The 26,853-nt window shown below is 59.9% G+C and carries 23 protein-coding genes; 18 read left to right on the top strand and 5 right to left on the bottom strand.

Annotation, left to right across the window (positions count from 1 at the left end):
• Positions 1 to 3 precede the first annotated feature (3 nt).
• From alg8 to QFX16_RS04815, 14 genes are all read left to right on the top strand, one after another.
• Entirely contained in the window at positions 4 to 1,485 is a 1,482-nt protein-coding gene (gene alg8 / locus QFX16_RS04880) for a mannuronan synthase (RefSeq protein ID WP_439900105.1), read from the top strand.
• 35 nt (positions 1,486 to 1,520) lie between these two features.
• Positions 1,521 to 2,690: an alginate biosynthesis protein Alg44 gene (locus tag QFX16_RS04875; protein ID WP_283183040.1), complete on the top strand. Its 1,170-nt coding sequence runs from the start codon at positions 1,521 to 1,523 to the stop codon at positions 2,688 to 2,690.
• Positions 2,691 to 2,702: 12 nt separating this feature from the next.
• Positions 2,703 to 4,109, top strand: coding sequence for an alginate biosynthesis TPR repeat lipoprotein AlgK (gene algK / locus QFX16_RS04870; protein WP_283183039.1), 1,407 nt, complete (start codon positions 2,703 to 2,705; stop codon positions 4,107 to 4,109).
• A complete protein-coding gene (locus QFX16_RS04865; protein ID WP_283183038.1) occupies positions 4,106 to 5,593 on the top strand; it encodes an alginate export family protein in 1,488 nt (495 codons plus the stop codon). Before algK ends, QFX16_RS04865 begins: the two co-directional genes overlap by 4 nt.
• 26 nt (positions 5,594 to 5,619) lie before the next feature.
• A complete protein-coding gene (gene algG / locus QFX16_RS04860) occupies positions 5,620 to 7,209 on the top strand; it encodes a mannuronan 5-epimerase AlgG (protein ID WP_283183037.1) in 1,590 nt (529 codons plus the stop codon).
• A gap of 10 nt (positions 7,210 to 7,219) precedes the next feature.
• A complete protein-coding gene (locus QFX16_RS04855) occupies positions 7,220 to 8,668 on the top strand; it encodes an alginate O-acetyltransferase (RefSeq protein WP_283183036.1) in 1,449 nt (482 codons plus the stop codon).
• A 7-nt stretch (positions 8,669 to 8,675) separates the two neighbouring features.
• The gene (locus tag QFX16_RS04850) at positions 8,676 to 9,800 is read left to right on the top strand and encodes a mannuronate-specific alginate lyase (RefSeq protein WP_283183035.1); all 1,125 of its coding nucleotides are present in this window, start codon (positions 8,676 to 8,678) and stop codon (positions 9,798 to 9,800) included.
• 295 nt (positions 9,801 to 10,095) lie between these two features.
• Positions 10,096 to 11,661 carry an MBOAT family O-acyltransferase gene (locus tag QFX16_RS04845; protein ID WP_283183034.1) on the top strand — a complete coding sequence of 522 codons (1,566 nt, stop codon included), beginning with the start codon at positions 10,096 to 10,098 and terminating at the stop codon, positions 11,659 to 11,661.
• Between the two features lie 11 nt (positions 11,662 to 11,672).
• Positions 11,673 to 12,851 carry an alginate O-acetyltransferase gene (locus tag QFX16_RS04840; RefSeq protein WP_283183033.1) on the top strand — a complete coding sequence of 393 codons (1,179 nt, stop codon included), beginning with the start codon at positions 11,673 to 11,675 and terminating at the stop codon, positions 12,849 to 12,851.
• Positions 12,852 to 12,865: 14 nt separating this feature from the next.
• Positions 12,866 to 13,522: an alginate O-acetyltransferase AlgF gene (locus QFX16_RS04835; protein WP_283183032.1), complete on the top strand. Its 657-nt coding sequence runs from the start codon at positions 12,866 to 12,868 to the stop codon at positions 13,520 to 13,522.
• Between the two features lie 106 nt (positions 13,523 to 13,628).
• Positions 13,629 to 15,080, top strand: a complete 1,452-nt coding sequence (locus QFX16_RS04830) for a mannose-1-phosphate guanylyltransferase/mannose-6-phosphate isomerase (protein ID WP_283183031.1) — start codon at positions 13,629 to 13,631, stop codon at positions 15,078 to 15,080.
• A gap of 195 nt (positions 15,081 to 15,275) precedes the next feature.
• Complete coding sequence (locus tag QFX16_RS04825; RefSeq protein ID WP_283183030.1) at positions 15,276 to 15,740, top strand: multidrug transporter; 465 nt, start codon at positions 15,276 to 15,278, stop codon at positions 15,738 to 15,740.
• A gap of 32 nt (positions 15,741 to 15,772) precedes the next feature.
• A complete protein-coding gene (locus QFX16_RS04820) occupies positions 15,773 to 16,600 on the top strand; it encodes an SDR family oxidoreductase (RefSeq protein WP_283183029.1) in 828 nt (275 codons plus the stop codon).
• On the top strand, positions 16,597 to 16,995 hold the full coding sequence (locus QFX16_RS04815) for a DUF4440 domain-containing protein (RefSeq protein ID WP_283183028.1): 399 nt from the start codon (positions 16,597 to 16,599) through the stop codon (positions 16,993 to 16,995). Before QFX16_RS04820 ends, QFX16_RS04815 begins: the two co-directional genes overlap by 4 nt.
• A gap of 147 nt (positions 16,996 to 17,142) precedes the next feature.
• Here the strand turns inward: QFX16_RS04815 and QFX16_RS04810 are convergent, their stop codons facing one another.
• From QFX16_RS04810 to QFX16_RS04795, 4 genes are read right to left on the bottom strand one after another with little or no spacing between them, the layout of a single operon-like run.
• Positions 17,143 to 17,991: an efflux RND transporter periplasmic adaptor subunit gene (locus QFX16_RS04810; RefSeq protein WP_283183027.1), complete on the bottom strand. Its 849-nt coding sequence runs from the start codon at positions 17,989 to 17,991 to the stop codon at positions 17,143 to 17,145.
• Positions 17,992 to 18,030: 39 nt separating this feature from the next.
• Positions 18,031 to 18,231, bottom strand: coding sequence for a DUF1656 domain-containing protein (locus QFX16_RS04805; RefSeq protein ID WP_007896379.1), 201 nt, complete (start codon positions 18,229 to 18,231; stop codon positions 18,031 to 18,033).
• Positions 18,221 to 20,425, bottom strand: a complete 2,205-nt coding sequence (locus QFX16_RS04800; RefSeq protein ID WP_283183026.1) for an FUSC family protein — start codon at positions 20,423 to 20,425, stop codon at positions 18,221 to 18,223. The genes QFX16_RS04805 and QFX16_RS04800 overlap by 11 nt, the downstream gene beginning before the upstream one ends.
• A 10-nt stretch (positions 20,426 to 20,435) precedes the next feature.
• On the bottom strand, positions 20,436 to 21,947 hold the full coding sequence (locus QFX16_RS04795) for an efflux transporter outer membrane subunit (RefSeq protein WP_283183025.1): 1,512 nt from the start codon (positions 21,945 to 21,947) through the stop codon (positions 20,436 to 20,438).
• 181 nt (positions 21,948 to 22,128) lie between these two features.
• On the opposite strand from QFX16_RS04795, the gene QFX16_RS04790 reads away from it, so the two are divergent.
• From QFX16_RS04790 to QFX16_RS04780, 3 genes are all read left to right on the top strand, one after another.
• Positions 22,129 to 23,097, top strand: a complete 969-nt coding sequence (locus QFX16_RS04790; protein WP_095133002.1) for a LysR family transcriptional regulator — start codon at positions 22,129 to 22,131, stop codon at positions 23,095 to 23,097.
• A 157-nt stretch (positions 23,098 to 23,254) separates the two neighbouring features.
• A complete protein-coding gene (locus tag QFX16_RS04785; protein ID WP_283183024.1) occupies positions 23,255 to 24,229 on the top strand; it encodes a 2-hydroxyacid dehydrogenase in 975 nt (324 codons plus the stop codon).
• Positions 24,230 to 24,368: 139 nt separating this feature from the next.
• Positions 24,369 to 24,878 carry a DUF2165 family protein gene (locus QFX16_RS04780; protein ID WP_283183023.1) on the top strand — a complete coding sequence of 170 codons (510 nt, stop codon included), beginning with the start codon at positions 24,369 to 24,371 and terminating at the stop codon, positions 24,876 to 24,878.
• A 27-nt stretch (positions 24,879 to 24,905) separates the two neighbouring features.
• Here the strand turns inward: QFX16_RS04780 and QFX16_RS04775 are convergent, their stop codons facing one another.
• The gene (locus QFX16_RS04775; protein ID WP_283183022.1) at positions 24,906 to 25,808 is read right to left on the bottom strand and encodes a DMT family transporter; all 903 of its coding nucleotides are present in this window, start codon (positions 25,806 to 25,808) and stop codon (positions 24,906 to 24,908) included.
• Between the two features lie 138 nt (positions 25,809 to 25,946).
• On the opposite strand from QFX16_RS04775, the gene QFX16_RS04770 reads away from it, so the two are divergent.
• Positions 25,947 to 26,822, top strand: a complete 876-nt coding sequence (locus QFX16_RS04770) for an AraC family transcriptional regulator (RefSeq protein WP_283183021.1) — start codon at positions 25,947 to 25,949, stop codon at positions 26,820 to 26,822.
• The last annotated feature ends 31 nt before the right edge of the window (positions 26,823 to 26,853 follow it).

Raw genomic sequence — 26,853 nt, 5'->3', positions numbered from 1 at the left:
ATTATGCACAGGCTAAAGCACGGCCTACTTCAGGTCGCCGGTTGGCTGTTTTACTTAAGTATTTTGATGGGCATCGCCATGGCGTTGCCTGCGTCCACGTTCGACGCCGAGTCGAAGGACTTCATCCTCCTGATCGGTATCGTCGGTATCTGGCGCTACTCGATGGGTGCTACGCACTTTCTGCGCGGCATGCTGTTTCTGTACGTGGTCTACCCGCACCTGCGGCGCAAAGTGCGCAAGCTGGGTAAAGCGGCAGACCCGTCCCATGTGTTTCTGATGGTCACCAGTTTTCGTATCGACGCGCTGACCACCGCCCAGGTCTACGCCTCGGTGATTCGCGAAGCGATCGACTGCGGCCTGCCGACCACCATGGTCTGCTCCATCGTGGAAATGTCCGATGAGAAGCTGGTGAAAAGCCTTTGGGCCAAAATGAACCCACCGGCTCGCGTAAAGCTCGACTTCGTGCGCATTCCCGGCACCGGCAAGCGCGATGGCCTGGCTTACGGTTTCCGCGCCATCTCCCGCCACCTGCCGGACGACCGCGCAGTGGTTGCAGTGATCGATGGCGACACTGTGCTCGCCGAAGGCGTCGTGCTCAAGACCGTGCCGTGGTTCCAGCTGTTCGGCAATGTCGGCGGCCTGACCACCAACGAGTTCTGCGAAGTGCGCGGCGGCTACATCATGAGCGAGTGGCACAAACTGCGCTTCGCCCAGCGCCACATCAACATGTGCTCGATGGCCCTGTCCAAGCGCGTGCTGACCATGACCGGGCGGATGTCGGTATTCCGCGCCACTGTGGTGACCAACCCAGATTTCATCGCCGACGTGGAAAGCGACTCGCTGCAACACTGGCGCCTGGGTCGCTTCAAATTCCTCACCGGTGATGACAAGTCGAGCTGGTTCAGCTTGATGCGCCTGGGCTACGACACGTTTTATGTGCCGGACGCCGCCATTCACACCGTGGAACATCCGCCGGAAAAAAGCTTCATCAAGGCCAGTCGCAAACTGATGTTCCGCTGGTACGGCAACAACCTGCGGCAGAACTCCCGCGCCTTGGGCCTGGGGATGAAACGTCTCGGCCTGTTCACTTCGGTGGTGCTGTTCGACCAGCGTGTGTCGATGTGGACGTCGCTGCTGGGTCTGACCGTCGCGCTCATTGCCACCTTCAAATACGGCGCCGCGTTCATCCTGGTTTACCTGCTGTGGATCGGCATTACCCGCCTGATCCTGACCGTGCTGCTGTCTTTGTCCGGTCACACGATCGGCCCGGCCTACCCGGCGATTCTCTATTACAACCAGATCGTTGGCGCGCTGGTGAAGATCTACGTGTTCTTCCGCCTCGACCGACAGTCCTGGACTCGCCAGCCCACTTCCCTGACCCGTGATCTCGCCAGCTTTCAAGGTTGGTTCAACACTTGGTCGTCTCGGACCATGACCTTCTCCGCCGGCAGCATCTTTGTTGCTGTGCTGCTGCTGATGGTCTGACCGAACTCGCCTGAATTAACTAGGAAATCGTCCATATGAATACCGCCGTCAACGCCAACGTAGTGCATGAATCAGAAGCCCAGCGCCAACACGCCCGAGTAAAAATTCCGGCCAAGCTGCGTTTCTTCGGTCCTGACCGGACCCCGGTCGAAGCTCGGGTCATCGACCTCTCCGCTGGCGGCCTGGCTTTCAACGCCGGTCCGCTGCCATTGAAGATCGGCGATGTGTACAAGGCTCGCCTGCAGTTCGTTATCGATAACCTCGGCCTGGCCATGGACGTCGAGTTACTGGTGCGCTCCCACGACCGCGAAACCGGTCGTACCGGTTGCCAGTTCCAGAACCTCGAATCTCAGGACATTTCCACCCTGCGCCACCTGATCACTTCTCACCTGGCCGGCGACATCGTCACCATGGGTGAAGTGCTGGCCACCCTGCAACGCGACAACTTCACCAAGGCGCGCAAGGTCAAGGATGGCGGCCACGGCATGACTCCGTTCGGTCGTCTGCGTGCCGTGACCTTCAGCTTCGCGATATTCCTCGTCGGTCTGACAGCATTCGGCTTCATTTTCAAGTCGGTGTACGGCATGTACTTCGTCAGCCACGCCCAGGCCGGTTTGGTCAGCGTGGCGGGCATGAACATCACCATGCCGCGCGACGGCACGGTGCAGAGCCTGGTGAAAACCGACGGCGTTGCGGCCAAGGGCGCCCCGCTGGCGACGTTCAGCACCAGCATGCTCGACGTACTCAAGGGCCATCTGGACGATAACCAACTGCAACCGGCCAAGGTTGAAGAGCTGTTCGGCAAACAAATGACCGGCACCCTGACGTCGCCGTGCGATTGCACCGTGGCGCAGCAAATGGTCGCCGACGGCCAGTACGCCAGCAAGGGCGACGTAATCTTCCAACTGGTGCCGCGTAACAGCGAAGCCAACGTTGAAGCGCGCTTCTCCTATCGCCAGTTCGGCGACGTGCTGCCAGGCAGCACCGTCAGCTTCCAGATCGCCGGCGAAGACAAAACCCGCAGCGGCACGATCGTCAGCAGCACCAGCCTGAAAAGCGCCGACCTGTCGTCCGACATCCGCGTGCTGATCAAGCCTGACGAGCCGCTGGACAGCAAATTCGCCGGTCGTCCGGTTGAAGTGAACAGCACTCGTGGTCCGAACCTGAACTGGCTGATCGATAAAGCCATGGCCGCCGGTCGTTAAAAACAAGAGGACATGCCCGTGACTAGCCCACTCAGAATCCTGCCAGTCCCGCTGACTCTGGCCATGGCAATTGCCCTGGCCGGATGCGCCGGCCTGCCCGACCAGCGTCTGGCCAACGAAGCCCTCAAGCGCGGTGATACCACGCTGGCGGCGCAGAATTACCAGCAACTGGCAGACCTGGGCTACAGCGAAGCACAGGTTGGCCTCGCCGATATCCAGGTCGACAGCCGTGACCCGGCGCAGATCAAGAAAGCTGAGGCGACTTATCGCGCCGCGGCCAGCGTCTCGCCGCGGGCCCAGGCTCGCCTGGGTCGTCTGCTGGTGGCCAAACCCGGCTCAACCGAAGCCGAACAGCACGAAGCTGAAGGCCTGTTGAAGAAAGCCACTGCCGCAGGCGAAGGCAACACCCTGATCCCGCTGGCGATGTTGTACCTGCAATACCCGCACAGTTTCCCGAACGTCAACGCGCAACAGCAGATCAGCCAATGGCGCGCCGAAGGCAAGCCGGAAGCGGGCCTGGCCCAAGTGCTGCTCTATCGCACCCAGGGCACTTACGACCAGCATCTGGACGAAGTGGAAACGATCTGCAAAGCCGCGTTGAACACCACCGACATCTGCTACGTCGAACTGGCCACGGTTTATCAGAAAAAAGCCCAGCCAGAGCAACAGGCCGAGCTGATCAAGCAAATGCAAGCCGCTCAGGCTCGCGGCACGGTTTCCGCCCAGCGGGTGGACAGCGTGGCTCGCGTGCTGGGCGATGCATCCCTGGGCACGACCGACGAGAAAACCGCGCAGTCGCTGCTCGAAGGCATCGCACCCGGCTACCCCGCTTCCTGGGTCAGCCTGGCGCAACTGCTCTACGACTTCCCCGAACTGGGTGACGTCGACACGATGATGAAGTACCTGGACAACGGCCGCGCCGCCGACCAGCCGCGCGCCGAACTGTTGCTGGGCAAGCTCTACTACGAAGGCAAAATGGTGCCGGCCGACGCGAAGGTCGCCGAAGAACATTTCAAGAAAGCCGTCGACAGAGAAGTGGCCGCCGATTACTACCTCGGCCAGATCTACCGTCGCGGTTACCTGGGCAAGGTCTATTCGCAAAAAGCGCTGGACCACCTGCTCAAGGCTGCGCGTAACGGCCAGAACAGCGCCGACTTCGCCATTGCCCAACTGTTCTCCCAAGGCAAGGGCACCCGGCCCGACCCGCTTAACGCTTATGTCTTCAGCCAATTGGCCAAGGCCCAGAACACCCCGCAAGCCACCGAGCTTGCGCAAACACTCGAAGCCCAACTGCCGCCTGCCCAGCTCGCCGAGGCCCAACGCCTGTTGAAACAAGAACAGGCCGTTCGTGGTGCCTTGAGCCAGAACACGCTGGAACTGCATGCCCTGGAAGAAGAAGACGGCGAGGAATCCCTATGAAGTTGAATCCATTCGTTAAGGCCGGTATTGGCCTGTCATTCGCCCTGCTGTGGTCGTGCCCGACCCTGGCGGCCCTGACTGAAAGCAAGAACTACGGCCTTGACGTGAAAGTCACCGCCCAGTCCGAAGACGACACTGACCTCGGTACGGCGAGCGGCGGCGACGTCAATGGCGTCGGCCTCGACCTGCGTCCATGGATCTACGGCGAGAGCGGCGCGTGGAGCGGCTACGCCATGGGTCAGGCCGTGACGTCCACCGACATCATCGAGACGGACACCCTGCAACAGTCCGACAGCGACGGCACCCAGGCCACCGACAACGGTGATCGCAAGAGCAAGAAAAACTACCTGGCGATGCGCGAGTTCTGGGTCGGTTACAGCGGCCTTACGCCCTACCCCGGCGAGATTCTCAAGCTCGGTCGCCAGCGCCTGCGCAATGACGACGGCCAATGGCGCGACACCAACATCGAAGCCCTGAACTGGACCTTCGACACCACCCTGTTGCGCGCCAACGCCGGTGTTGCCGAGCGCTTCAGCGAGTACCGCACCGACCTCACCGAACTCGCGCCCAAGGACAAGGATCGCCTGCACGCTTACGCCGATGCGGCGTACCAGTGGAACCCGGGCAACTGGGTCGGCATTCGTGGTCACCACACCCACGATGACGGCAAGCTCGATTACCCGACTCCGGGCGTTGCCGCCGATTCTCTGGACAAGAAAGAGAATGGCGATATCAGCTGGCTCGGCCTCACCGCCGACAGCGATGCCTACAACTGGCGCAACACCAACACCGTCAACTACTGGGGCAGCGTCACCGGCATGAGTGGCGACCGCGACACGGTCAACCCGCTGACCGCCGAGGGCACCGCACCGGCACAAGCCAAAACCAGTGGCAACGTCGATGGCTGGGCCACTGACCTGGGCGTGCGTCTGCGCCTCGATCCGCAATGGCAAGTCGGTGCAGCTTATGCCCGTGCCAGCGCTGATTACGAACAGAACGGCCTGCAAAGCAACCGTTCGAACTACACCGGTACTCGCTCGCGGGTTCACCGTTTCGGCGAAGCGTTCCGTGGTGAAACGAACAACATGCAGTCCGCAACCTTGTTCGGTTCGTGGATGCTCAACGACGAATACGACGCCAGTGTGATCTACCACAAATTCTGGCGCGTCGACGGCAACAAGCCGGTCGGCAGCAACGGCATCAACGCCGTCCAGAACGACACCGACGACGTGACCGGCGCCGTGCTCTCCAGCACGTCCCTGCCGCTGGAAGATGGCAACAAAGACCTCGGCCAGGAAATGGACGTGGTCGTCACCAAGTACTTCAAGCAAGGCCTGCTGCCCGCCTCCTTGAGCCAGTCGATCGATGAGCCTTCGGCCTTGGTGCGGTTGCGTGGCGGTGTGTTCAAGCCCGGCGATGCGTATGGCAAAGGCGTCGACTCGTACATGCACCGCGCGTTTATCGACGTGATCTGGCGCTTCTGATGCGAACCGCTAAGGGAGTTCCTGACATGAACAGTCCGAAGAGAGGCTCGATAACCTTGCTGGCCGGCGCGATGTTGCTGGCCAGCACGGCAGCCTTCGCCACGGTAGAGCCAACCGCTCCCGTTCAAAAAGGCCAACCGGCGACCATTGCCAAAGGGTTGCAACAGGCCAAGACCTACACCGTCAGCAGCGCACCGACCGCGCCGCTGGAGCTGGCGAAGCCGAAACTGCCGGACACCTCCGGCTACACCGCCGAAGCCATCGCCGCGAAAATCGTGCGCACCAAGCCCGGCAAAATCAGCGTACGCCGGATGATGCAGGAAAACGCCCTGAAGGACTTCATCGGCGGCGATAACAAGATGGCCGAATGGGTCGTGCGTCAGCACGGTATCCCACAGGCGATTTTCATCGACGACGGCTACATGAACCTCAAGGATCTGGCCAAGAAAGTACCCAAGCAGTACTTCAGCGAAACCTCGCCGGGTGTATTCCTGGCGAAGCTGCCGATCGTGGTGGGTGAGAAAGGCATCCTGGAAATCGACAAGCAGACCCAGGAACTGCGCCTGTCCCAAGAGGCCGGTTCGTTCCTGGTCAACGACGGTCAGCTGTTCGTGCGTGATACCAAAATCACCGGTTGGAGTGAGAAGGCAAACGGTCCGGCGACGTTCAAGTCGTCGAAGGAATTCCGTCCGTTCATGTTGTCCTGGGGTGGCACCGAGACTTACATCGCCAACAGCAAGATCGCCAGTTTCGGTTATGCCAACAGTAAGTCTTACGGCGTGAGTATTTCCCAATACACGCCGAACATGGCCAAGGTGCTCAAGCGCCCTGAACCGACCGGCTGGATTGTCGGCTCCGAGTTCTCGGACATGTGGTACGGCTTCTACTGCTACGAAACCCGCGACTTTGTGGTCAAGGGCAACACCTACAAAGACAACATCGTCTACGGCATCGACCCGCATGACCGTTCACACGGTCTGATCATTGCCGACAACACTGTGTTCGGGACCAAGAAGAAGCACGGGATCATCATTTCCCGTGAGGTCAACAAAAGCTTCATCTTCAACAACCGCAGCTACGACAACAAGTTGTCGGGCCTGGTGATCGACCGTAACAGCGTGAGCAACCTGATCGCCTACAACGAGATCTACAAGAACCACACCGACGGCATCACCCTCTACGAGAGTGGCGACAACCTGCTGTGGGGCAACAAGGTGATCAGCAACAAGCGCCACGGCATCCGGATTCGTAACAGCGTGAACATCCGCCTCTACGAAAACCTGTCCATGGCCAACGGCCTGACCGGTGTCTACGGGCACATCAAGGACCTGAGCGACACCGACCGTGACATCAAGCTCGATCCGTTCGACGCCCAGGTGTCGCTGATCATCGTCGGTGGCGAACTGGCCGGCAACGGCAGCGGCCCGCTGTCCATCGACTCGCCCCTGAGCGTCGAGTTGTATCGCGTGTCCATGCTCGCGCCGACCAAATCCAGCGGCATCAGCTTCAACGGAATTCTTGGCGAGCGCCAGGATGAAATTCTCGACCTGCTGGTGCGCCAGCAGAAAGCCGTGCTGATCGACCCTGTCGAACGCCAGACCGAAATGCAGGACTGAGGATAATTTTATGCACTCACACTTGATCAAATTACTCAGCCTGTCGGCCCTGACCGTCGGCATTCTCGCGGCCAGCGCCGGCGCTCGTGCCGATGAAGCCAAAGCACCTGCTTTCAGCGCCGAACCGTGCTGCAACCTGTGCCCGGCAGCCCACGACGCGAAAAACTACACCACGCGTTACCAGCAGAACTTCACCACGCTGGTGCAGGCTCAGGGCGATTGGCTATTCCGTACGCAAGAAGACTTGCGCACCGAGTTCGACACCACCCCCGCCGGCTACAAACGCATGAAAGAACTGCACGATGCGTTCAAGAGCAAAGGCGTGGAACTGGTCATCGTCTACCAGCCGACCCGTGGTCTGGTGAACCGCAACAAGCTCAACCCGGAAGACAAGGCCAAGTTCGATTTCGACAAGGCCTTGAGGAACTACAAGACCATGCTCGGCCGTTTCGAGCAGATGGGCTACACCGTGCCGGACCTGTCGCCGCTGACCAACGAGTCGCTGCCTGACACCCTGCCAGCCCACGATTTCTACTTCCAAGGCGACCAACACTGGACGCCGTATGGCGCCCAGCGCACGGCGAAAATCGTCGGTGAGCAAATCAAGAAAATGCCGGCGTTTGCCGACGTGCCGAAACGCGAATTCGAGAGCCATAAGTCGGGTCGCATGGGCAAGACCGGAACGTTACACAACATGGCTGGTCAACTCTGTGGCACCAGCTACGCGATCCAGTACATGGATCAGTTCACCACCGAGCCGAAAGGCGAAGCAGCTGATGGCGATCTGTTCAGTGATTCCGGCAATCCGGAAGTCACCCTGGTCGGCACCAGCCACAGTGGCAAGAACTACAACTTTGCCGGTTTCCTCGAAGAGGCCATCGGCGCCGACATCCTCAACGTGGCGTTCCCCGGCGGTGGCCTGGAAGGTTCGATGCTGCAGTACCTGGGCAGCGAAGAGTTCCAGACCAAGCCGCCGAAGATTCTGATCTGGGAATTCTCGCCGCTCTATCGCCTCGACCAGGAAACCATCTACCGCCAGATGATGGCGCTGCTGGACAACGGTTGCGAAGGAAAGGATGCGCAGATGACCGGCAGCACCACGTTGAAACCGGGCAAGAACGAATTGATGGTCAACAGCAAGAACCTGAATCTGCAAAACCGCAGCCACCAGGTTGACATTCGCTTCGCCGATCCGTCGGTGAAAAATCTGCAAGCCACCCTCTGGTACATGAACGGTCGCCACGAGGACATCAAGATCGAAAAACCGGAAACCTCCGATACCGACGGGCGTTTCGCCTTCGAGTTGCGCACGGACGAAGACTGGGCCTCGCAGAATCTGCTGGCCGTCGAAATCCAGGGCCCTGAAGCAGGTGCCGCGCCACAGAAAGTCGAAGCGAAAATCTGCAAACGCAACGTGTTCCCAGGCGCTGAGCAGCGTACCGCTCAGGCCGGGCAATGAGGTTCATATGCAAACCCGAACTTTGAAAAAGTTACTCGCGCCCTCCCTGCTGACTCTGGCGATGTTCGCCGGGGCCACCCAGGCAGCCGCGCCACTGCGTCCGCCGCAGGGATACTTCGCGCCGATTGAAAAAGTCAAAACCGGCGACAAGAGCGAAGGCTGTGATGCGATGCCGACGCCGTATACCGGCTCGCTGCAATTTCGCAGCAAGTACGAAGGCTCCGACAAGGCCCGTTCGACCCTGAACGAGGCATCGGAAAAGGCCTTCCGTGACACTACTGCCGACATCACCAAGATTGAGCGCGGCACCAGCAAGCGCGTGATGCAGTACATGCGTGACGGTCGTCCGGAACAGCTGGAATGCACCCTGAGTTGGTTGACTGCCTGGGCCAAGGCCGATGCGTTGATGTCCAAGGACTTCAACCACACCGGCAAGTCCATGCGCAAATGGGCGTTGGGCAGCATGGCCTCGTCCTATATCCGCCTGAAATTCTCCGACTCGCATCCGTTGGCGAACCATCAGCAAGAGGCGCAACTGATTGAGGCCTGGTTCAGCAAAATGGCTGATCAAGTCGTCAGCGACTGGGACAACCTGCCGCTGGAAAAAACCAACAACCACTCGTACTGGTCCGCCTGGTCGGTGATGGCAACGTCCATCGCCACCAACCGCCGCGACCTGTTCGACTGGTCGGTAAAGGAATACAAAGTCGGCGTCAATCAAATCGACGCCCAGGGTTTCCTGCCCAACGAACTCAAGCGCCAGCAACGCGCCCTCTCCTATCACAACTACGCCCTGCCGCCTCTGGCGATGATCGCCAGTTTCGCTCAGGTCAACGGTGTGGACTTGCGTCAGGAAAACAACGGCGCATTGAAGCGCCTGGGTGATCGAGTGCTCGCGGGTGTCGAAGACCCGGAAGAATTCGAGAAGAAGAACGGTAAAGAGCAGGACATGACCGACCTCAAGGTCGACTCGAAATTTGCCTGGCTCGAACCGTTCTGCACGCTCTACACCTGCTCGCCGGATGTGCTTGAGAAAAAGCGCGAAATGCAGCCGTTCAAGACCTTCCGCCTCGGTGGGGATTTGACCAAGGTCTACGACCCGGCGAGTGAAAAAGGCAAAAAAGGTTCGTGAGTTGTGGAGGGGCTGAAAAACAGCCCCTCACCCTAACCCTCTCCCCGGAGGGGCGAGGGGACTGACCGAGGCGTCTGGTTAAGTTTCGGCGACATGCGATATCGAGTCGATCTCAAGTTTTGAAAGCCATCGAGATCAGGCTCCCTCTCCCCTCCGGGGAGAGGGCGGGGGGTGAGGGGTTGGTCTTAAGGCCAACCACACCCCTCAAGGAAACACCGTTTTACCCCTCGATTTCGGTGGGGGGTTTGGGGGGGCCGTTGGCCCTTGACTGTTGGTTAAACATGGAGAGACCGGGATGGTATTTTCATCCAACGTGTTCCTGTTTTTGTTCTTGCCGATCTTTCTCGGCATGTACTACTTAAGCGGAATACGCTATCGCAACCTGCTGCTGCTGATCGCCAGCTACGTGTTCTATGCCTGGTGGCGTGTGGACTTCCTTGCGCTGTTCGCAGCCGTCACCCTGTGGAACTACTGGATCGGCCTCAAAGTCGGTGCCGCAGGCGTTCGGACCAAACCGGCACAACGCTGGTTGCTCCTGGGCGTGGGCGTCGACCTGTGCATTCTCGGCTACTTCAAGTACGCCAACTTCGGTGTCGACAGCATCAACGCGATGATGACCTCCGTCGGTCTGTCGCCGTTCATCCTGACCCACGTGCTGTTGCCGATCGGGATCTCGTTCTACATCTTCGAGTCCATCAGCTACATCATCGACGTCTACCGTGGTGATACCCCGGCGACCCGCAACCTGATCGACTTTGCCGCTTTCGTGGCGATCTTCCCGCACCTGATCGCCGGTCCGGTGTTGCGCTTCCGCGATCTCGCCGACCAGTTCAACAACCGCACCCACACCCTCGACAAGTTCTCCGAGGGTGCCACGCGGTTCATGCAGGGTTTCATCAAGAAGGTTTTCATCGCCGACACCCTGGCGGTCGTGGCCGACCATTGCTTCGCCTTGCAGAACCCGACCACGGGCGATGCCTGGCTCGGCGCGCTGGCCTACACTGCGCAGCTGTATTTCGACTTCTCCGGTTACAGCGACATGGCAATCGGTCTGGGCTTGATGATGGGTTTCCGCTTCATGGAAAACTTCAAACAGCCGTACATCAGCCAGTCGATCACCGAGTTCTGGCGTCGCTGGCACATCAGCCTGTCCACCTGGTTGCGTGACTACCTGTACATCACGCTGGGCGGTAACCGTAAAGGTACGCTGATGACCTATCGCAACCTGTTCCTGACCATGCTGCTCGGTGGTCTGTGGCACGGCGCGAACATCACTTACATCGTCTGGGGTGCGTGGCACGGCATGTGGCTGGCGATCGAAAAGGCCCTCGGCCTGAACACCTCGCCGCGCAGCATCAACCCGATCCGCTGGGCGCTGACCTTCCTGCTCGTGGTCATGGGCTGGGTGATCTTCCGCTCGGAAAACCTGCACGTCGCCGGTCGTATGTACGGCGCGATGTTCAGCTTCGGCGAATGGTCACTGTCTGAACTCAACGCGGCCAGCCTCACCGGCCTGCAAGTGGCAACTCTGGTGGTGGCTTACATGACCCTGGCGTTCTTCGGCATTCGTGACTTCTACAGCAACCTGCCGCCTGAGAAGACCAAGCCTGTTGTGAACGTCGAGGCCGATGGCCCGGCTGCCGCTACGCCTGGAATGATCAAAGCCGTACCGGGCGACAGCCCGGGCAGCATCCACGAGCCTGGCTACACCGTCGGCGTTGAAGCGACTGTGCAACCGGCCTACTGGACTGCGGACTGGTCTCGTTACGTGATGCGCACGCTGGTACTGGTGCTGTTCATCGCCTCGATTTTCAAACTCTCGGCGCAAAGCTTCTCGCCGTTCCTTTACTTCCAGTTCTGAGGGATCTGACTATGACCCGCTCATTACGCATCCTCTACATCACCCTGTTCATGGTGACGCTGTTGGTCCTGGGCCTGTGGTCCACGCGCAGTTTCCTCGGCTTCAGTACCTCTGCCGAAACGACGGTGCTCAACGGCCGCTGGACCAAAGCCGTGGAAACGCATTACGACGACGAGTTTCCGATCAAGCGTCTGGGCACCAACCTTTGGGCTGCGCTGGATTTCAAACTGTTCAACGAAGGTCGTCCGGGCGTCGTGCTCGGCCGCGATCAGTGGTTGTACAGCGATGAGGAATTCAACCCGATCGTCAACGAAGAGCTGAACCTGCAAGGCAACTACGCGCTGGTTGAAGGCGTGCGCCAGGAACTGAAAGCCAAAGGCGTGAAACTGGTCATGGCGATCGTGCCGGCCAAGACTCGCCTGTACCCGGAACACCTGGGTGAAGTGAAACCTTCGAGCATCCACGCCAACCTCTATGAGGACTTCCACGCTCGCGTGGCGGCCAACAAGGTCCTCGCTCCCGACCTGTTCGGCCCGATGCTGAAAGCCAAGCTGAACGGTCAGCAAGTGTTCCTGCGCACCGACACTCACTGGACCCCGGAAGGCGCGCAAATCGCCGCCGAAACCCTGGCGAAATCCATTACCGACAAATACCCGCTGAGCGGCGAGCCGCAACACTTCGTCACTGAACCTGCGGAGAACGTGACTCACAAGGGCGACCTGCGGTTGTTCCTGCCGCTGGACCCGCTGTTTGAAAACCTGATGCCCAAAACTGAGCCGTTGCAGAAACGCAACACCGTTGCGGCGCAAGACCAGCCGGCCGGTGATGACGCCCTGTTCGCCAACACTGAAGTGCCGGTGGCCCTGATCGGCACCAGCTACAGCGCTAACCCCAACTGGAACTTCGTCGGTGCGCTGAAACAAGCGCTGAACAGCGACGTGGTCAATTACGCCGAAGACGGCCACGGCCCGATTCTGCCGATGCTCAGCTACCTGAAAAGTGATGCTTTCAAGAATAGCCCGCCACAGGTACTGATCTGGGAGTTTCCTGAACGTTATCTGCCTGTGAACAACGAAATCGGTGACGCCGACCCGCAGTGGGTCGCAGAGCTCAAAGAAGCCGGCGTAAACCAACAAAACGTTGCACTAAACAACACTAAATCCGAGACGCCCGACCGGGCGCAAAACTGAAAGAGAGGTACACCATGACTTTCACTACTACTACTCCTCGCCGTCTCGCCAAGACCTTCGCACTCGTTGCTGGCATGAGCGTTCTGTCGATGTCCGCCTTCGCAGGCGATGCCGCGCTCTATGGCCCGACCGCACCGAAAGGCTCAAGCTTCGTGCGTGTCTACAACGCCGGTAACGCTGAAGTCAGCGCCACCGTCGGCACCACCAACCTGGCCGAAGTCGCGCCGCTGTCCAGCACTGACTTCAGCTTCATGCCGGGCGGCGACTACAGCGCCAAGGTCGGTAGCCAGTCCCTGCCGGTGAAACTGGCCGGTGATCACTATTACACCCTGGTCAACAACGCCAGCGGCGCACCGCAACTGATCGAAGAGCCGCCGTTCAAGAACAAGCAGAAATCCCTGGTTCGCGTACAGAACCTCAGCGACAAAGCACTGACCCTGAAAACCGCTGACGGCAAGACCGAAGTGGTCCCTTCCGTGGCCGCCAAGGGCCGTGGCGAGCGTGAAATCAACCCGGTTAAAGTCAGCCTGGCGCTATACGATGGCGACAAGAAAGTCGGCGACGTGAAACCGGTTGCCCTGGAACGCGGTGAAGCCGCCGTGCTGTACGTCACCGGCACCGGCAGCAGCCTGGCGCCAGTCTGGGTAAAACGCCCGGTTTCGACGCGCTAATCATTTTGCCGGGTAGCCCACGGGCTACCCGGACACGGAATAAGAACAAGAGTGAAACGACAGAACGCAGTAGCTCTGACCCATACGATATTCAAGGAGTAACAACATGATTCCGGTGATCTTGTCAGGTGGTAGTGGCTCACGTCTTTGGCCGCTTTCGCGCAAACAGTTTCCTAAGCAATTCCTCGCCCTGACCGGCGAACAAACATTGTTCCAGCAAACTCTGGAACGCCTGGTGTTCGAAGGCATGGACACCCCGATCGTTGTCTGCAACAAGGAACACCGTTTCATCGTCAACGAGCAGCTGGGCGCCCGTAAACTGGACGTACAGCGCATCCTGATGGAACCGTTCGGCCGCAACACCGCACCAGCCGTGGCCTTGACCGCACTGATGCTGGTCAACGAAGGTCGCGACGAATTGATGTTGGTGCTGCCAGCCGACCACGTGCTGGAAGATCAGAAAGCCCTGCAACGCGCCCTGGCCCTGGCCACGGTCGCTGCAGAAAACGGCGAAATGGTGCTGTTCGGCGTACCGGCCACCAAACCGGAAACCGGCTACGGCTACATCAAGTCGGCCAATGATTCGCTGCTGCCCGAAGGCGTCAGCCGCGTCTCGCACTTCGTCGAAAAACCGGACGTGAAACGCGCCACCGAGTTCGTCGAGTCCGGCGGTTACTTTTGGAACAGCGGAATGTTCCTGTTCCGTGCCAGCCGTTTCCTCGAAGAGCTGAAAAAACACGATCCGGACATCTACGACACCTGCGTGCTGACCCTGGAACGTAGCGAGCAGGATGCCGACACGGTCGACATCGACTCCGCCACCTTCGCTTGCTGCCCGGACAATTCCATCGACTACTCGGTGATGGAAAAAACCCAGCGCGCCTGCGTTGTACCGCTGACCGCGGGCTGGAGCGATGTCGGCTGCTGGTCGTCGTTGTGGGAAGTGAATGAAAAAGACGCCAACGGCAACGTCACCAAAGGCGATGTGGTCATTCAGGACAGCAAAAACTGCATGATCCACGGCAACGGCAAACTGGTGTCGGTGATCGGTCTGGAAAACATCGTGGTCGTCGAAACCAAGGACGCCATGATGATCGCCCACAAGGACAAGGTCCAAGGCGTGAAACAGATGGTCAACACCCTCAACGAACTGGGCCGTAGCGAAACCCAGACCCACTGCGAAGTCTATCGTCCGTGGGGCTCCTACGACTCGGTGGACATGGGCGGCCGCTTCCAGGTCAAGCGCATCTCGGTCAAACCTGGCGCGTGTCTGTCGCTGCAGATGCACCACCACCGCGCCGAACACTGGATCGTGGTCAGCGGCACGGCTGAAGTGACCTGCGACGAAAACGTGTTCCTGCTGACTGAAAACCAGTCGACCTACATTCCGATCGCCTCGGTCCACCGTCTGCGCAACCCGGGCAAGATTCCACTCGAAATCATCGAAGTGCAATCGGGCAGCTACCTGGGCGAAGACGATATCGAGCGGTTTGAAGATATCTACGGTCGCTCTACCCCGATCGACCGCGGCGTATCGGTGAAAACCATCGCGCGGTAATTGATCTGTAACACAAGAAGCCCCCGCCCGACCCGCTGCGTTTCCCTATCCGCAGCGGGTTGGGTGGGGGCTTTTTTATTTCTCGTTCCCACTCTGCGTGGGAACGATCTAATGGCAACAGACCTTGATCGACGAATGTCCATTCCTTCGGCCCTTCGGTAGGATGGTGGCTAAGAGTTCAAGGAGCGTTCAAACATGTTCATCGGCGTCCTGCTGGTCATCACCTGGCTGATTTTGTTGCTGCGCTACCCGACCAAGGCGTTGCCGGTCTCCGTGGCGGCGGCCGTTGGGTTGGGTGTGGTGGCAATGTGGGTGATCTGGATGGACAACCGCGAGGTCAAGCAACTGGCGCGCCTTGAGTTGCGCATCACCTACGCGCCCGAACACTGCCCGGCGGACCGACCGTTGCAACTGAAAATGAACAACGGCAACGACGTGCCGCTGACCGAGTTACGCTGGCGCGTCGCCGCGTATGCGCCGGGCGATACGGTTAATCTGGCCGACAATCAATACGCCGCACCGCGCTATCGCGGCCCCGGCGAACTGCAGGCCGGCGCGAACTGGGAAGACTGTTTGCCCCTGCCGCCGCTGCGCCCGGGCTATCGCCCGCAAACGCTAGAGTTTCGCGCTGAGCGTTTGCAAGGTAGTTTCTCCGATTGATCTTCCCTTCCTCTTTGCACAAGGACCGCGCCATGCCCGTTGCGTTAATTACCGGTTGCTCCAGCGGCATTGGACGCGCCCTCGCTGATGTGTTCAAAAATGCCGGATACGACGTCTGGGCCAGCGCCCGCAAGGCTGAAGACGTGGTGGCCCTGGCCGCTGCCGGTTTCACCGCCGTGCAACTGGACGTCAACGACGGCGCCGCACTCGAACACTTGAGCGAGCGCATCAACCAGCAACATGGCGGCCTCGACGTGCTGATCAACAATGCCGGTTATGGCGCCATGGGGCCGTTGCTCGACGGCGGTGTGCCGGCCATGCAACGGCAATTCGAAACCAACGTGTTCGCCATCGTCGGCGTCACCCGCGCGATGTTCCCGGTGCTGCGCCGGGCCAAAGGTCTGGTGGTGAACATCGGCAGCGTGTCCGGGGTTTTGGTCACGCCATTCGCCGGCGCCTACTGCGCCTCGAAAGCGGCGGTGCATGCCTTGACCGATGCGTTGCGCATGGAACTGGCGCCGTTTGGCGTGCGGGTCATGGAAGTCCAACCGGGCGCCATAGCCTCCAGTTTTGCCAAGAATGCCGGTCATGAAGCGGAGCAGTTGATTACCGAACAATCGCCTTGGTGGCCGCTGCGTGACGGCATTCGCGCACGGGCCAAGGCCTCCCAGGACAACCCGACCCCGGCCAGTGAATTTGCCGCCGGCTTGCTCAAGGCCGTGCAGCAGAGCAAACCACCGCGCCTGATTCGTCTGGGCAACGGCAGTCGGGCGTTGCCGTTACTGGCGGGGTTGTTGCCTAAAGGGCTGCTGGAGGCGGGGTTGATGAAGCGGTTCGGGTTGAAGGGGCAACTTCCATGACTGATTACACCGAATATTTTGACGAAGTGATCCAGGCCCACGTCGCCATCGAGCAATGGTTGGCCGAGGAACAGGACGAATCGGCGCTTGAACAGTTGCTGACGCGTTTTTCACCGCAGTTTTCCATGGTCTCGCCGTTGGGCCGGGTGCTGGATTTCGACGCGTTGAGCGAATTGTTTTTGATGGCGGGCGGGAAGAAACTCGGGTTCAGAATTGAGCTCAGCGAGTTGCGCGGCATCGCTCTGCTCGACGGTGGTGCAACGGTGAGTTATCGCGAGCAGCAGACGGATGCGACGGGGTTGCACTCTGATCGGCGGTCGACGGTGATGTTTGAGAAGCAGGCGGATGGCAAGGTGGTTTGGCGGCATTTGCATGAGACGTTTTGCAAGGGCTGAGCTGTCGCCTTTTAGCTGCGGGACCGAGTTGCCCCCTTCGCGAGCAGGCTCGCTCCCACATTGGCCGAGTTCGAATGCAGATTTTGTGAACGACGCCCCCCCTGTGGGAGCGAGCCTGCTCGCGAAGGCCGCGACTCGGTCTAATGGCTAGTTCACCACCACCGTGCACGTAATCCCCGCCGCCAACAGCACACCCTCCGGCACTTCATCAATGTGAATCCGCACCGGCACTCGCTGCGCCAAACGCACCCAGTTAAAGGTCGGGTTCACATCCGCAATCAGCTCGCGACTCTGCGGGTTATCACGGTCGTAGATGCCGCGAGAAATGCTTTCCACATGCCCCTTCAACACTTCCCCACTCATCAACTGCATGTCGGCTTTATCGCCGACCCGCACATGGGGCAATTTGGTTTCTTCGAAGAAGCCGTAGACCCAGAACGAGTTCATGTCGACCACGGCCATTTTCGCCTCACCGATGCGCGCGTAATCGCCGCGATGCACATTGAGGTTGGTCACGTACCCGTCCACCGCTGCGCGGACCTCGGTGCGTTTGAGGTTCAGTTCGGCGGCTTCCAGTTGCGCTTGTGCGTGCTGGTAATCGGCCAGGGCTGAGTCAGCGATGTTGCTGGCGTCGTCGCGGTTTTCCCTGGAGATCACCAGGTTGTCCATGTCAGCGCGGCGGTGGGCGTTGACCTTGCGCATTTCCCACGTCGACTTGCGCGAGGCCACCAGCGACTGTGCCTGTTTGACCGCAATGCGGTAGTGCTCGGGGTCGATCCGCATCAGCAAATCACCCTTCTTCACCTGTTGATTGTCGCGCACCGGCACGTCCACCACTTCCCCAGTGACGTCGGCGGCGACGTTGATGATGTCGGCGCGCACCCGGCCGTCGCGGGTCCATGGCGTGTCCATGTAATGCACCCACAGGGTCCGGCCGATCCACATCGCAAGGGCCAGCACCAGCAAGGTGGCGAGCAGGCTGAAAAGCTTTTTCATCAGGGCCTTCTTCAGTGATAGAGAGTCAGTGATAGAGAGTCAACGGTAAACAGTCAGCGCCAGGGCGCCGAACAGACAGGTAAACAGACTCAGGCGCAGCAGCGCCGGGTGCCAGAAGAAACGGTACAGATCGAACCCGGACAGGAACCGATCAAGTGCCCAGGCCAGTGCCGCCGCGATGAAAAACATCAGGGTCATGGTTGGCATGTACACGCCGTGGAAGGCGATTTCACGAGGCATGTTCAAGTCCTTGGGGCTTGGCGGTGGCGTTGGCATTTATGTAGCCGGCGAGCGGTGATTGCGGGTCCAGCAACGACGTGCGGATGAAGTGCAGGTAGCTCTTCACCCGGCGCAGGGCCGAGGTGTCGAAGTGCGGCGCGAAAGGTTCGTCGGTGGCTTGCGCGCGGCTGATCGCGTGATCGACGGCGATCAGGCTGCGCTCCAGATTGCTCTGACTCGGTTGCAGAAACAGCCGCACCAGCGAGCGCCCCATCACCCGGATCGCCTGACGCCACGGTTGGGATTCGGCATAGGCCGGATGCACCGGCAGGATCGCCTGCTCCTTGCGCAACTCGATGATCGCGTGGCCGACTTCCAGCACCACGAACATCCAGCACAGCAAGTCCCGTTGCACCTGCGGTTGCCCTGCCGCGAGACCGTAGGCCTGATGCAGCAAGTCCCGCGTACTGCTTTCGAAACTCGACGCCAAACCCTTGAGTTTGCCGCTGATCGCGTACACCACTTGCCCGCGCAAATCCTGCTCCAGCCGACGCCACAACCAGCGGCTGTTGGGCGGCAGAATGATCGCCCCGGCCGCCGCGCACACCAGCATGCCGAGCACCATGGCGATGTAGTCATTGATAAACGCGTAAGGGTTGTAAACGGTGAGGTTGTCCGGCACCGAACCGGTGCTGAAGAAGATCAGCAAACCAAGACCGACACCGGCGTATTGCGGCCGCGAAGTGAGGAACGAACCGAGCACGATCACCGGCGCGAGCATCACACAGAGCAACGGAAAACCGTCGATCCACGGGAAGATGAAAAACATCTCGACGAAGCCGATCAGGGCCCCGAGGAGCGTCCCGCAAGCCATCTGAAACGCCATGCGTTTTGGATTCGGTGTCGCCGCTGAAAGGCCCACGGTCGCGGCGGCAATCAGCGTCATCGTCGCCCCACTCGGCCACGCGGTGGCGACCCAATAGCATCCCAGAACCACCAGAATGAACGCCGCGCGAATCCCCGAGGCGGCCGATGCCATCCAGTTGGTTTGCGGGGTGAACGGTTCATCCCATTGCTCGCGCACATGGCTGTGATCGGCCAGGGACGCGTGGGTCTGTGCATAATTGTGCAAGTCGTCGACGAAGCGATAGAGCAGTTCATACGCGGTATGAAAATCCAGTTGCTCGGCGTCGCTCGGATCGCGCTCCTGAAAAGTCGCCCGCAAGCTGCGAACGCGTGCCGGCAAACCTTCTTTATAGGCGGTCAACGCGATCACCAGACGCCCTGCATCAGCGTTGGTCAGGGCGCGGCCGCTAAAGCCGTCGAGCAGTTCGGCGAGGTCTTGCAAACCCGGTTTGATCGCCGCGACCACGTGCTCGGCGCCGCTGCTGCGCAGGCGTTCGAGCAACTGATGCAAGGCGTTGAAACGGGTGGTAATGCCCATGAACTCGCTGTTCAAGCGGCTGAGCCGGCCGTTGCGCCGGCGCATGTGCGGGTCTTCGAACACGGTGACGCTGCGCAACCCTTCCAGCCCCACGGCCTCGGCAATGAAGCGCACGTTGCTCGCCTCGAAAGCCTCCCGTTTGCTACGACCACGTAAGCCATCCGTGACGAATAGCGCGAACACGCCGAAGCGCTGATACAAGGCGTTGCGCATGGCGGCGCTGGCGGATTGCGGCAGGATCGCGGCGCTGACCAGCGTGGAGCAAATAATCCCCAGGGAGATTTCCAGCACCCGCCACACGGCGGCCATGAACGCGCCGTCCGGGTGCGCCAGTGCGGGCAAGCCGACCATCGCGGCGGTGTACCCGGCGAGCACGAAACCATAGGCGCGGAAGTTGCGATAGCGCGCCGCGCCGGCCGAACAGATGCCGACCCAGATCGCCAGCGAACCGAGGAACAGCTCGGTGTTCTGCGCAAACAAGGCAATCAACGCGACCATCACTGCCGAGCCGGCCAATGTCCCAAGGAAGCGATAGAAACTCTTGGCCAGCACGTGGCCGCTTTGCGGTTGCATGACGATGAACACGGTGATCATCGCCGTGCGCGGCTGCGGCAACTCCAGGCGCATGGCCAGCCACAGCGTCAGAAACGCCGCGAACAAGACCTTGAAAATGTAGACCCAGGTCACGCCATCGCTGCGCGCCCAGTCGAAGAAACCCCGGCGCCATTCAAGGGAATACAGCCAGCGCAAAGGTGCGGGCAAGGGAGTCATGAAATCCTGCTCAGTGATTGAGGGCCTGGAGAATGGCCGGGGTTTTCGGTGCCTGGGTCTGGCTGTCCTTCGGCACGTCGTTACCCGCGCCTAGCCCACCGCCGAGCGCCGTCACCAATTGCGCATGAGCACTCAGTCGCGCGGCCTGCACCTGCTGCTGAACCTTCTGCTGTTTGAACAACAACGTCTGGGCGTTGAGCACGTTGAGGTAGTCGGTGAGCCCGCGCTGGTAGGCGATCATCGCGATGTCGTAAGTCTTCTGGGCCGTGGCCACCGACTCGGCGGCGAAGGTTTGCTGCTTGTTCATGGATTCACGGCGGATCAACTGGTCGGAGATGTTTTTCAGCGCGTTGACCAACGTCTGGTTGTACTTGGCCACGGCGATGTCGTAACCGGCCGAGGCTTCGCCCAGCTCCGAACGCAAACGGCCGCCGTCGAAGATCGGCAACGAGATGGCCGGGCCGACGCTGTAGTTAAGCTTCTTGCCAGTCAAAAATTCCAGCGCTCCACCGCCAGTGGCCATGTAGCCGAGGCTGCCGACCAGATCAACGTTGGGGTAGAACCCGGCATGGGCGACATCAATGCCCCGTGCCTGAGCCGCCACTTGCCAACGACTGGCGACCACGTCCGGGCGTTGGCCGAGCAGTTGCGCGGGCAAGGACACCGGCAACTTCAGCGCCGCGCCCAACGACAACGTCGGCCGTTGCAACTGCGCGCCCTCCCCCGGACCTTTGCCCGCAAGTGCCGCGATCTGGTTGCGACTCAGGGCGATGTCTTCCTCCAGCGCATCGATCTGACGATGGGTTTCCGGCAGCGGCGTTTCAGCCTGACTGACTTCGAAATGGGTGCCGATGCCACCGTTCAGGCGCTTCTGCGCGAGGTCGAGAATTTGCTGTTGCTGTTTCAGGGTCGCTGCGACGATGTCCCGTTGCGCGTAATGCAACGACAGCTCGATGTAGGCGCGCACCATGTTGTTCTGCAATTCGAGCTGAGCCAGACGCGCTTCGGCGGCGCTCATGTGAGCCATGTCGACGGCGTGCTCGGTGGCGTTTCTTTCGCGGCCCCAAAGGTCGAGGGCATAGCTGAAGCCCAGCGCGGCGTTGTTGTCCCACGTCGTCGTGTTGGCCAACTCGCCCGGCCCGTAGAACTGATCGGTGGGCCAGTTGTGGCGTTTGAGGGTGGATTCGCCATTGATCTGCAGCGACTCGGCGGACTCGGCGATCCCGGCCATGGATTTGGCCTGACGCACTCGCGCCGCCGCCATGGCCATGGTCGGGCTGCCTTGCAGGGCGAGGTCGATCCAGCGGTTCAATTGCGGGTCGTCATACGCCTGCCACCATTGGGCGGTCGGCCAGTGTGCGTCCTGTGCAGCGTTCTGGATGGCTTCGTCGGTGGCCAGTGAATCGGCCTCCAGTGCCTTGCCCTGCGGGGCAATACCTCCGGTACCGATGCAGCCGCTGATTGCCAGGGTTAAAGCCAAAACACTGAGCGTCTGAAGCGCTCTGCTGATGCGACGCGGCACTGCTGCGATTTCCTGAGGTGGGGAGTTGTTCCTGAGGTGCGCAATTCTAGGGGTCGGCTTTGTTGGCGATAAGCTGGGAATCCTGTGAATCTTTGTTACCGTTAACGCGATAATCCGTTAGTCGGGGTCTCAGACCCTGAAACTTCGTGTCACAATTTGCCATCGACTCCGAGAGCACCTCATGGACACTTTGCAAAACATGCGCGCCTTCAGTTACGTGGCCGAGGCCGGCAGCTTCACCGCCGCCGCCGTGCAACTCGACACCACGACGGCCAACGTTTCGCGCGCGGTCTCCAACCTGGAAGCCCACCTGCAAACCCGCCTGCTCAACCGCACCACCCGACGCATCGCCCTGACCGAAGCCGGCAAACGCTATCTATTGCGCTGCGAGCAGATCCTGGCCTACGTCGAAGAAGCCGAAGCCGAAGCCAGCGACGCCCATGCCCGTCCGGCCGGGCAGCTCAAGGTGCACACCATGACCGGCATCGGTCAGCACTTCGTGATCGACGCCATCGCCCGCTACCGCAAGACCCACCCCGACGTCACCTTCGACCTGACCATGGCCAACCGCGTGCCGGACCTGCTAGACGAGGGCTACGACGTGTCCATCGTGCTCGCCAGCGAGCTGCCGGACTCGGGCTTCGTCTCTCAGCGTTTGGGCATCACCTACAGCATCGTTTGCGCCTCGCCGGCCTATGTAAAAGCCAACGGCTGCGCGCAGAAACCCAGCGATTTGCTGAACCACGCGTGCCTGCGTTTGGTAAGCCCGGTGATTCCGCTGGAGAAATGGACCTTCGACGGCCCGGAAGGCCAGGAGATGGTGACGATTAATAGCTCACCGTTTCTGGTGAACTCCGCTGATGCGATGAAGACGGCAATCATCAGCGGCATGGGGGTTGGGGTTTTGCCGGTGTATGCAGCGATTGAAGGGTTGCGCAACGGTACGCTGGTGCGGGTGATGCCGAATTACCGGTCGCAGGAATTGAATCTGTATGCGATCTACCCGTCGCGGCAGTATCTGGATGCGAAGATCAAGACGTGGGTCGAGTACTTGCGCGGGTCGTTGCCGGAGATTTTGGCGGCGCATCAGGCGGAATTGGTGGCGTATGAGTTGAGCGGGAGTATGGGTGGGGTTCGGGTGGCAAACTGATTTCACCGGTCCTGCAGAAGGTTTTTTTTGGGGGAATGTTTCCCCCGATCAGCGCGCCTGATCAACGGCGTACACCCGGCAATCCGGGTGCTCGCACAACAGCGAAGAAGAATGTTAGCGTGCTTGGCATTCTCCAAGCCCGACGAGCCCTCAACCCATGAAAAAGACCGTCCTCGCCTTCAGCCGCATCACCCCCGAAATGGTCGAACGCCTCAAGCAAGACTTCGACGTCATCGTGCCAAACCCGAAAAACGGCGACATCAACGCCCAATTCAACGAAGCCCTGCCCCACGCGCATGGCCTGATCGGCGTCGGTCGCAAACTCGGTCGCGCACAGTTGGAAAACGCCGCCAAACTGGAAGTTGTCTCCAGCGTCTCGGTCGGCTACGACAACTACGACGTCGCCTACTTCAACGAACGCGGGATCATGCTCACCAACACCCCCGACGTCCTCACCGAAAGCACCGCCGACCTGGCCTTCGCCCTGCTCATGAGCAGCGCCCGCCGCGTCGCCGAACTGGACGCCTGGACCAAGGCCGGCCAATGGCAAGCCACCGTCGGGGCGCCATTGTTCGGTTGCGATGTTCACGGCAAAACCCTGGGCATCGTCGGCATGGGCAACATTGGCGCGGCCATTGCCCGACGTGGACGGCTGGGCTTCAACATGCCGATCGTCTACAGCGGCAACAGCCGCAAGACCGAGCTGGAGCAAGAGTTCGGCGCACAGTTCCGCAGCCTTGATCAACTGCTGGCCGAAGCTGATTTCGTTTGCCTGGTGGTGCCGCTCAGCGAAAAAACCAGACACCTGATCAGCCATCGCGAACTGGCGTTGATGAAGCCGAGCGCGATTCTGGTGAACATTGCCCGCGGCCCGGTGGTGGACGAACCCGCCTTGATCGAAGCCCTGCAAAACAATCGGATTCGTGGCGCCGGGCTGGACGTTTATGAGAAAGAACCGCTGGTCGAGTCCCCCCTGTTCCAACTGAAAAACGCGGTGACATTGCCGCACATCGGCTCGGCGACTCATGAAACCCGCGAAGCCATGGCCAACCGTGCCTTGGCTAACTTGCGCAGCGCTTTACTCGGTGAGCGACCGCAAGATCTGGTGAACCCACACGTCTGGAAGCACTAACTAAAACGGGCAGGCGTTTAACCGCCTGCCCGTTATGTACACACCTTGCAATTCAGTTCACTGCTACAAAAAACACACTCACTATAGACTCCAGTTACTTAGTCGCCCCTACGAACCTAAGTTATGGAGAGCACCTACATTGAACGACCTTACAACAGACAAACTCATTAGATACAGCAAAGTAATTCTAATGACTTACATAAGCTTCTTTGGCTTAATGGTGATATACAGCAACTTTACCGACTACCCATCCAATTACGAATACGTCGGCCACATCCTCAGCATGGACACCACTCGAGAAAACCTGAACCTGAGTTACAGAGCAATCACTTCACCAATGCTCCATCACCGCATTTATTGGTTCATCATCACTCTGGAAGTTGTTTACACGGCTTTTTGCTTGCTGGGCACCTACCATCTTTATCGAAACATCAATACACCTGCAGCCGTTTTTCACGAAGCGAAGAAATTTGCGATCGTCGGACTATTGATCGGTTTTTTTGTTTATTACATCTGCTTGCAAGTGATCGGCACCGAATGGTTCAACATGGATGAATCTGCAAGCTGGAACGCCAAGGATTGGGCTCGACACATCGTGGACTTCATGTTTCCACTGCTGATTTACATCACGCTCAACATCGAACGCTGAAGTTCCAGCGCTCGATTAACCAAACCTTCACGCCAGTTTGCCGTTCCCTTGCACCATCGGCGCCCTGGGCTTACGAAACACCAGCACATTGCCCAGCATCACCAGTACCAACCCCATCAATGCGGGCGCGGTCCATTGATAGCCTTCGGCAAACGCCGATACGTTCAGCGCTACGACGGGGAACAGTACGGTGCAATAGGCTGCGCGTTCCGGCCCCATCCGCCCGACCAACGTCAGGTAGGCTGTGAAACCGATCACCGAACCCGGAATCACCAGGTACAGCAGCGAGCCGATGTAACGCGCACTCCATTCCATGTCGAACGGAATGCCTTTGACCAGGCACCACGCCGACAGCATGGCCGCGCCATAGGCCATGCCCCAGGCGTTGGTGGTCAGCGGTTTGAGTCCGGCTTTCTGTTGCAGGCTCGACAGCATGTTGCCCGCCGAAAAGCACAGTGTCCCGAGCAATGCCAGGCCCAACCCGAGCAAGGTTTGCGGGCTCGCGGTGTGGCCCGCCACCTCAGGCCAGAACAACAGGCCAAGCCCAAGCAGCCCCAGCGCACCGCCCATCAGCACATTGCGAGCGACTTTCTGGCCGAAGAACATGCGTGCATTGAGTGCGTTCCACAACGTGGCGGTGGAAAACACCACCGCGACCAGACCGCTGGGGATCCACTGGCTGGCAGTCAGAAAACACATGAAATTGATGCAGAACAGGCACAATCCCTGCGCCAGACAGATCAGATGCCCGCGACGGTTCATCACTTGCAGGCGGCGACTCAGCAGCAGCATCACGAACAGCACCAACGCTGCGAGGCCGAAGCGATAGACGATCGACACCGGAATCGCCACCACGCCCAGTTGCCATTTCAAGGCAATCCAGGTGGTGCCCCAGATCAGCACAGTCAGCAGATACAACGAAAGGTTCATGGCAAAGACTCCTGAATAGGCCTTCAGTGTCCTGCGCCAAGGCCTTTCGCACTTGCATAAACTTGCGCTTTTGTCGGGCCACAGGCTGGCAGCCGAACGGCTACGGAGTAGGATGCAAGGCGTCGGAGAGAAGCCATCATGCCTGCACTGGAAACCCTGCAAGTCTTTCAAGCCCTCAACCGCTCGCCCAATGCTCGCCTCGAGCACAGCGCCGAGCTCGGTGACGGCATGGCTGCAGCCTTGTGGAGCAACCATCACGACGCCCAGGATTACGAAGCGCCGAGTCATCACACCCTGTCCTGCTACATCGCCGGTGGCACCGGGACCTTTCGCCGCGACCGACCCGGCACCAAGGGCGGCCCCGACAAGCTGTGCATCCTGCCGGCCGAGCATCAATCGGGCTGGGTGATCAACGGCGACATTCGCCTGGCCCACGTGTATTTCAGCCCCGAACAATTTGCCCTCGGCTGCGTCACGCTGCTGGACCGCGAACCTCGCGAGCTGCAGCTGCGCGAAGCCACCTTTCTGGACGACCCGGCGCAAGCCCGGCGCTTTCGGCAAATGCTCACACTCAACTGGGACGAACCCGGCGAACGCGTGCTCACCAGCAGCCTGGCCCATGAAATGCTCAGCCACGTACTGCTCGGCCAGGTTGGAATGCGTGAGGGGTTGCGGCTCAAGGGTGGACTGGCGGCGCATCAGCGGCGGCAGTTGGTGGAGTTCATCGACAACCAATTGGCCGAGGCCATCAGCCTCGGGCAATTGGCGGCATTGTGTGCGTTATCCGAATACCACTTTGCGCGAATGTTTCGCGAGAGCTTTGGGTTGCCACCGCATCAGTATGTGCTGTCGCGGCGACTGAGCCGGGCGCGGGAGTTGTTGCGCTCGACGTTGCAGCCGTTGGGGGTGATTGCGTTGGCGTGCGGGTTTGCCAGTGCGAGTCATTTCACCAATCGGTTTCGTCAGGCATTGGGGGGAACACCTGGAGAGTATCGCCAGGCGTTTTTGCGGTAGGCCCGAAGATTATCGGTGCCTGGGATGCCGC

It is taken from the genome of Pseudomonas svalbardensis (assembly GCF_030053115.1).
GTDB lineage: Bacteria > Pseudomonadota > Gammaproteobacteria > Pseudomonadales > Pseudomonadaceae > Aquipseudomonas > Aquipseudomonas svalbardensis.
This window is presented reverse-complemented; position numbering and strand designations above follow the sequence as displayed.

Excerpts from the sequence above, each read along its gene's own strand:
- alg8 (WP_439900105.1), top strand. The coding sequence starts at position 4 with ATGCACAGGCTAAAGCACGGCCTACTTCAGGTCGCCGGTTGGCTGTTT.
- QFX16_RS04875 (WP_283183040.1), top strand. The coding sequence starts at position 1,521 with ATGAATACCGCCGTCAACGCCAACGTAGTGCATGAATCAGAAGCCCAG.
- algK (WP_283183039.1), top strand. The coding sequence starts at position 2,703 with ATGCCCGTGACTAGCCCACTCAGAATCCTGCCAGTCCCGCTGACTCTG.
- QFX16_RS04865 (WP_283183038.1), top strand. The coding sequence starts at position 4,106 with ATGAAGTTGAATCCATTCGTTAAGGCCGGTATTGGCCTGTCATTCGCC.
- algG (WP_283183037.1), top strand. The coding sequence starts at position 5,620 with ATGAACAGTCCGAAGAGAGGCTCGATAACCTTGCTGGCCGGCGCGATG.
- QFX16_RS04855 (WP_283183036.1), top strand. The coding sequence starts at position 7,220 with ATGCACTCACACTTGATCAAATTACTCAGCCTGTCGGCCCTGACCGTC.
- QFX16_RS04850 (WP_283183035.1), top strand. The coding sequence starts at position 8,676 with ATGCAAACCCGAACTTTGAAAAAGTTACTCGCGCCCTCCCTGCTGACT.
- QFX16_RS04845 (WP_283183034.1), top strand. The coding sequence starts at position 10,096 with ATGGTATTTTCATCCAACGTGTTCCTGTTTTTGTTCTTGCCGATCTTT.
- QFX16_RS04840 (WP_283183033.1), top strand. The coding sequence starts at position 11,673 with ATGACCCGCTCATTACGCATCCTCTACATCACCCTGTTCATGGTGACG.
- QFX16_RS04835 (WP_283183032.1), top strand. The coding sequence starts at position 12,866 with ATGACTTTCACTACTACTACTCCTCGCCGTCTCGCCAAGACCTTCGCA.
- QFX16_RS04830 (WP_283183031.1), top strand. The coding sequence starts at position 13,629 with ATGATTCCGGTGATCTTGTCAGGTGGTAGTGGCTCACGTCTTTGGCCG.
- QFX16_RS04825 (WP_283183030.1), top strand. The coding sequence starts at position 15,276 with ATGTTCATCGGCGTCCTGCTGGTCATCACCTGGCTGATTTTGTTGCTG.
- QFX16_RS04820 (WP_283183029.1), top strand. The coding sequence starts at position 15,773 with ATGCCCGTTGCGTTAATTACCGGTTGCTCCAGCGGCATTGGACGCGCC.
- QFX16_RS04815 (WP_283183028.1), top strand. The coding sequence starts at position 16,597 with ATGACTGATTACACCGAATATTTTGACGAAGTGATCCAGGCCCACGTC.
- QFX16_RS04810 (WP_283183027.1), bottom strand. The coding sequence starts at position 17,991 with ATGAAAAAGCTTTTCAGCCTGCTCGCCACCTTGCTGGTGCTGGCCCTT.
- QFX16_RS04805 (WP_007896379.1), bottom strand. The coding sequence starts at position 18,231 with ATGCCTCGTGAAATCGCCTTCCACGGCGTGTACATGCCAACCATGACC.
- QFX16_RS04800 (WP_283183026.1), bottom strand. The coding sequence starts at position 20,425 with ATGACTCCCTTGCCCGCACCTTTGCGCTGGCTGTATTCCCTTGAATGG.
- QFX16_RS04790 (WP_095133002.1), top strand. The coding sequence starts at position 22,129 with ATGGACACTTTGCAAAACATGCGCGCCTTCAGTTACGTGGCCGAGGCC.
- QFX16_RS04785 (WP_283183024.1), top strand. The coding sequence starts at position 23,255 with ATGAAAAAGACCGTCCTCGCCTTCAGCCGCATCACCCCCGAAATGGTC.
- QFX16_RS04775 (WP_283183022.1), bottom strand. The coding sequence starts at position 25,808 with ATGAACCTTTCGTTGTATCTGCTGACTGTGCTGATCTGGGGCACCACC.
- QFX16_RS04770 (WP_283183021.1), top strand. The coding sequence starts at position 25,947 with ATGCCTGCACTGGAAACCCTGCAAGTCTTTCAAGCCCTCAACCGCTCG.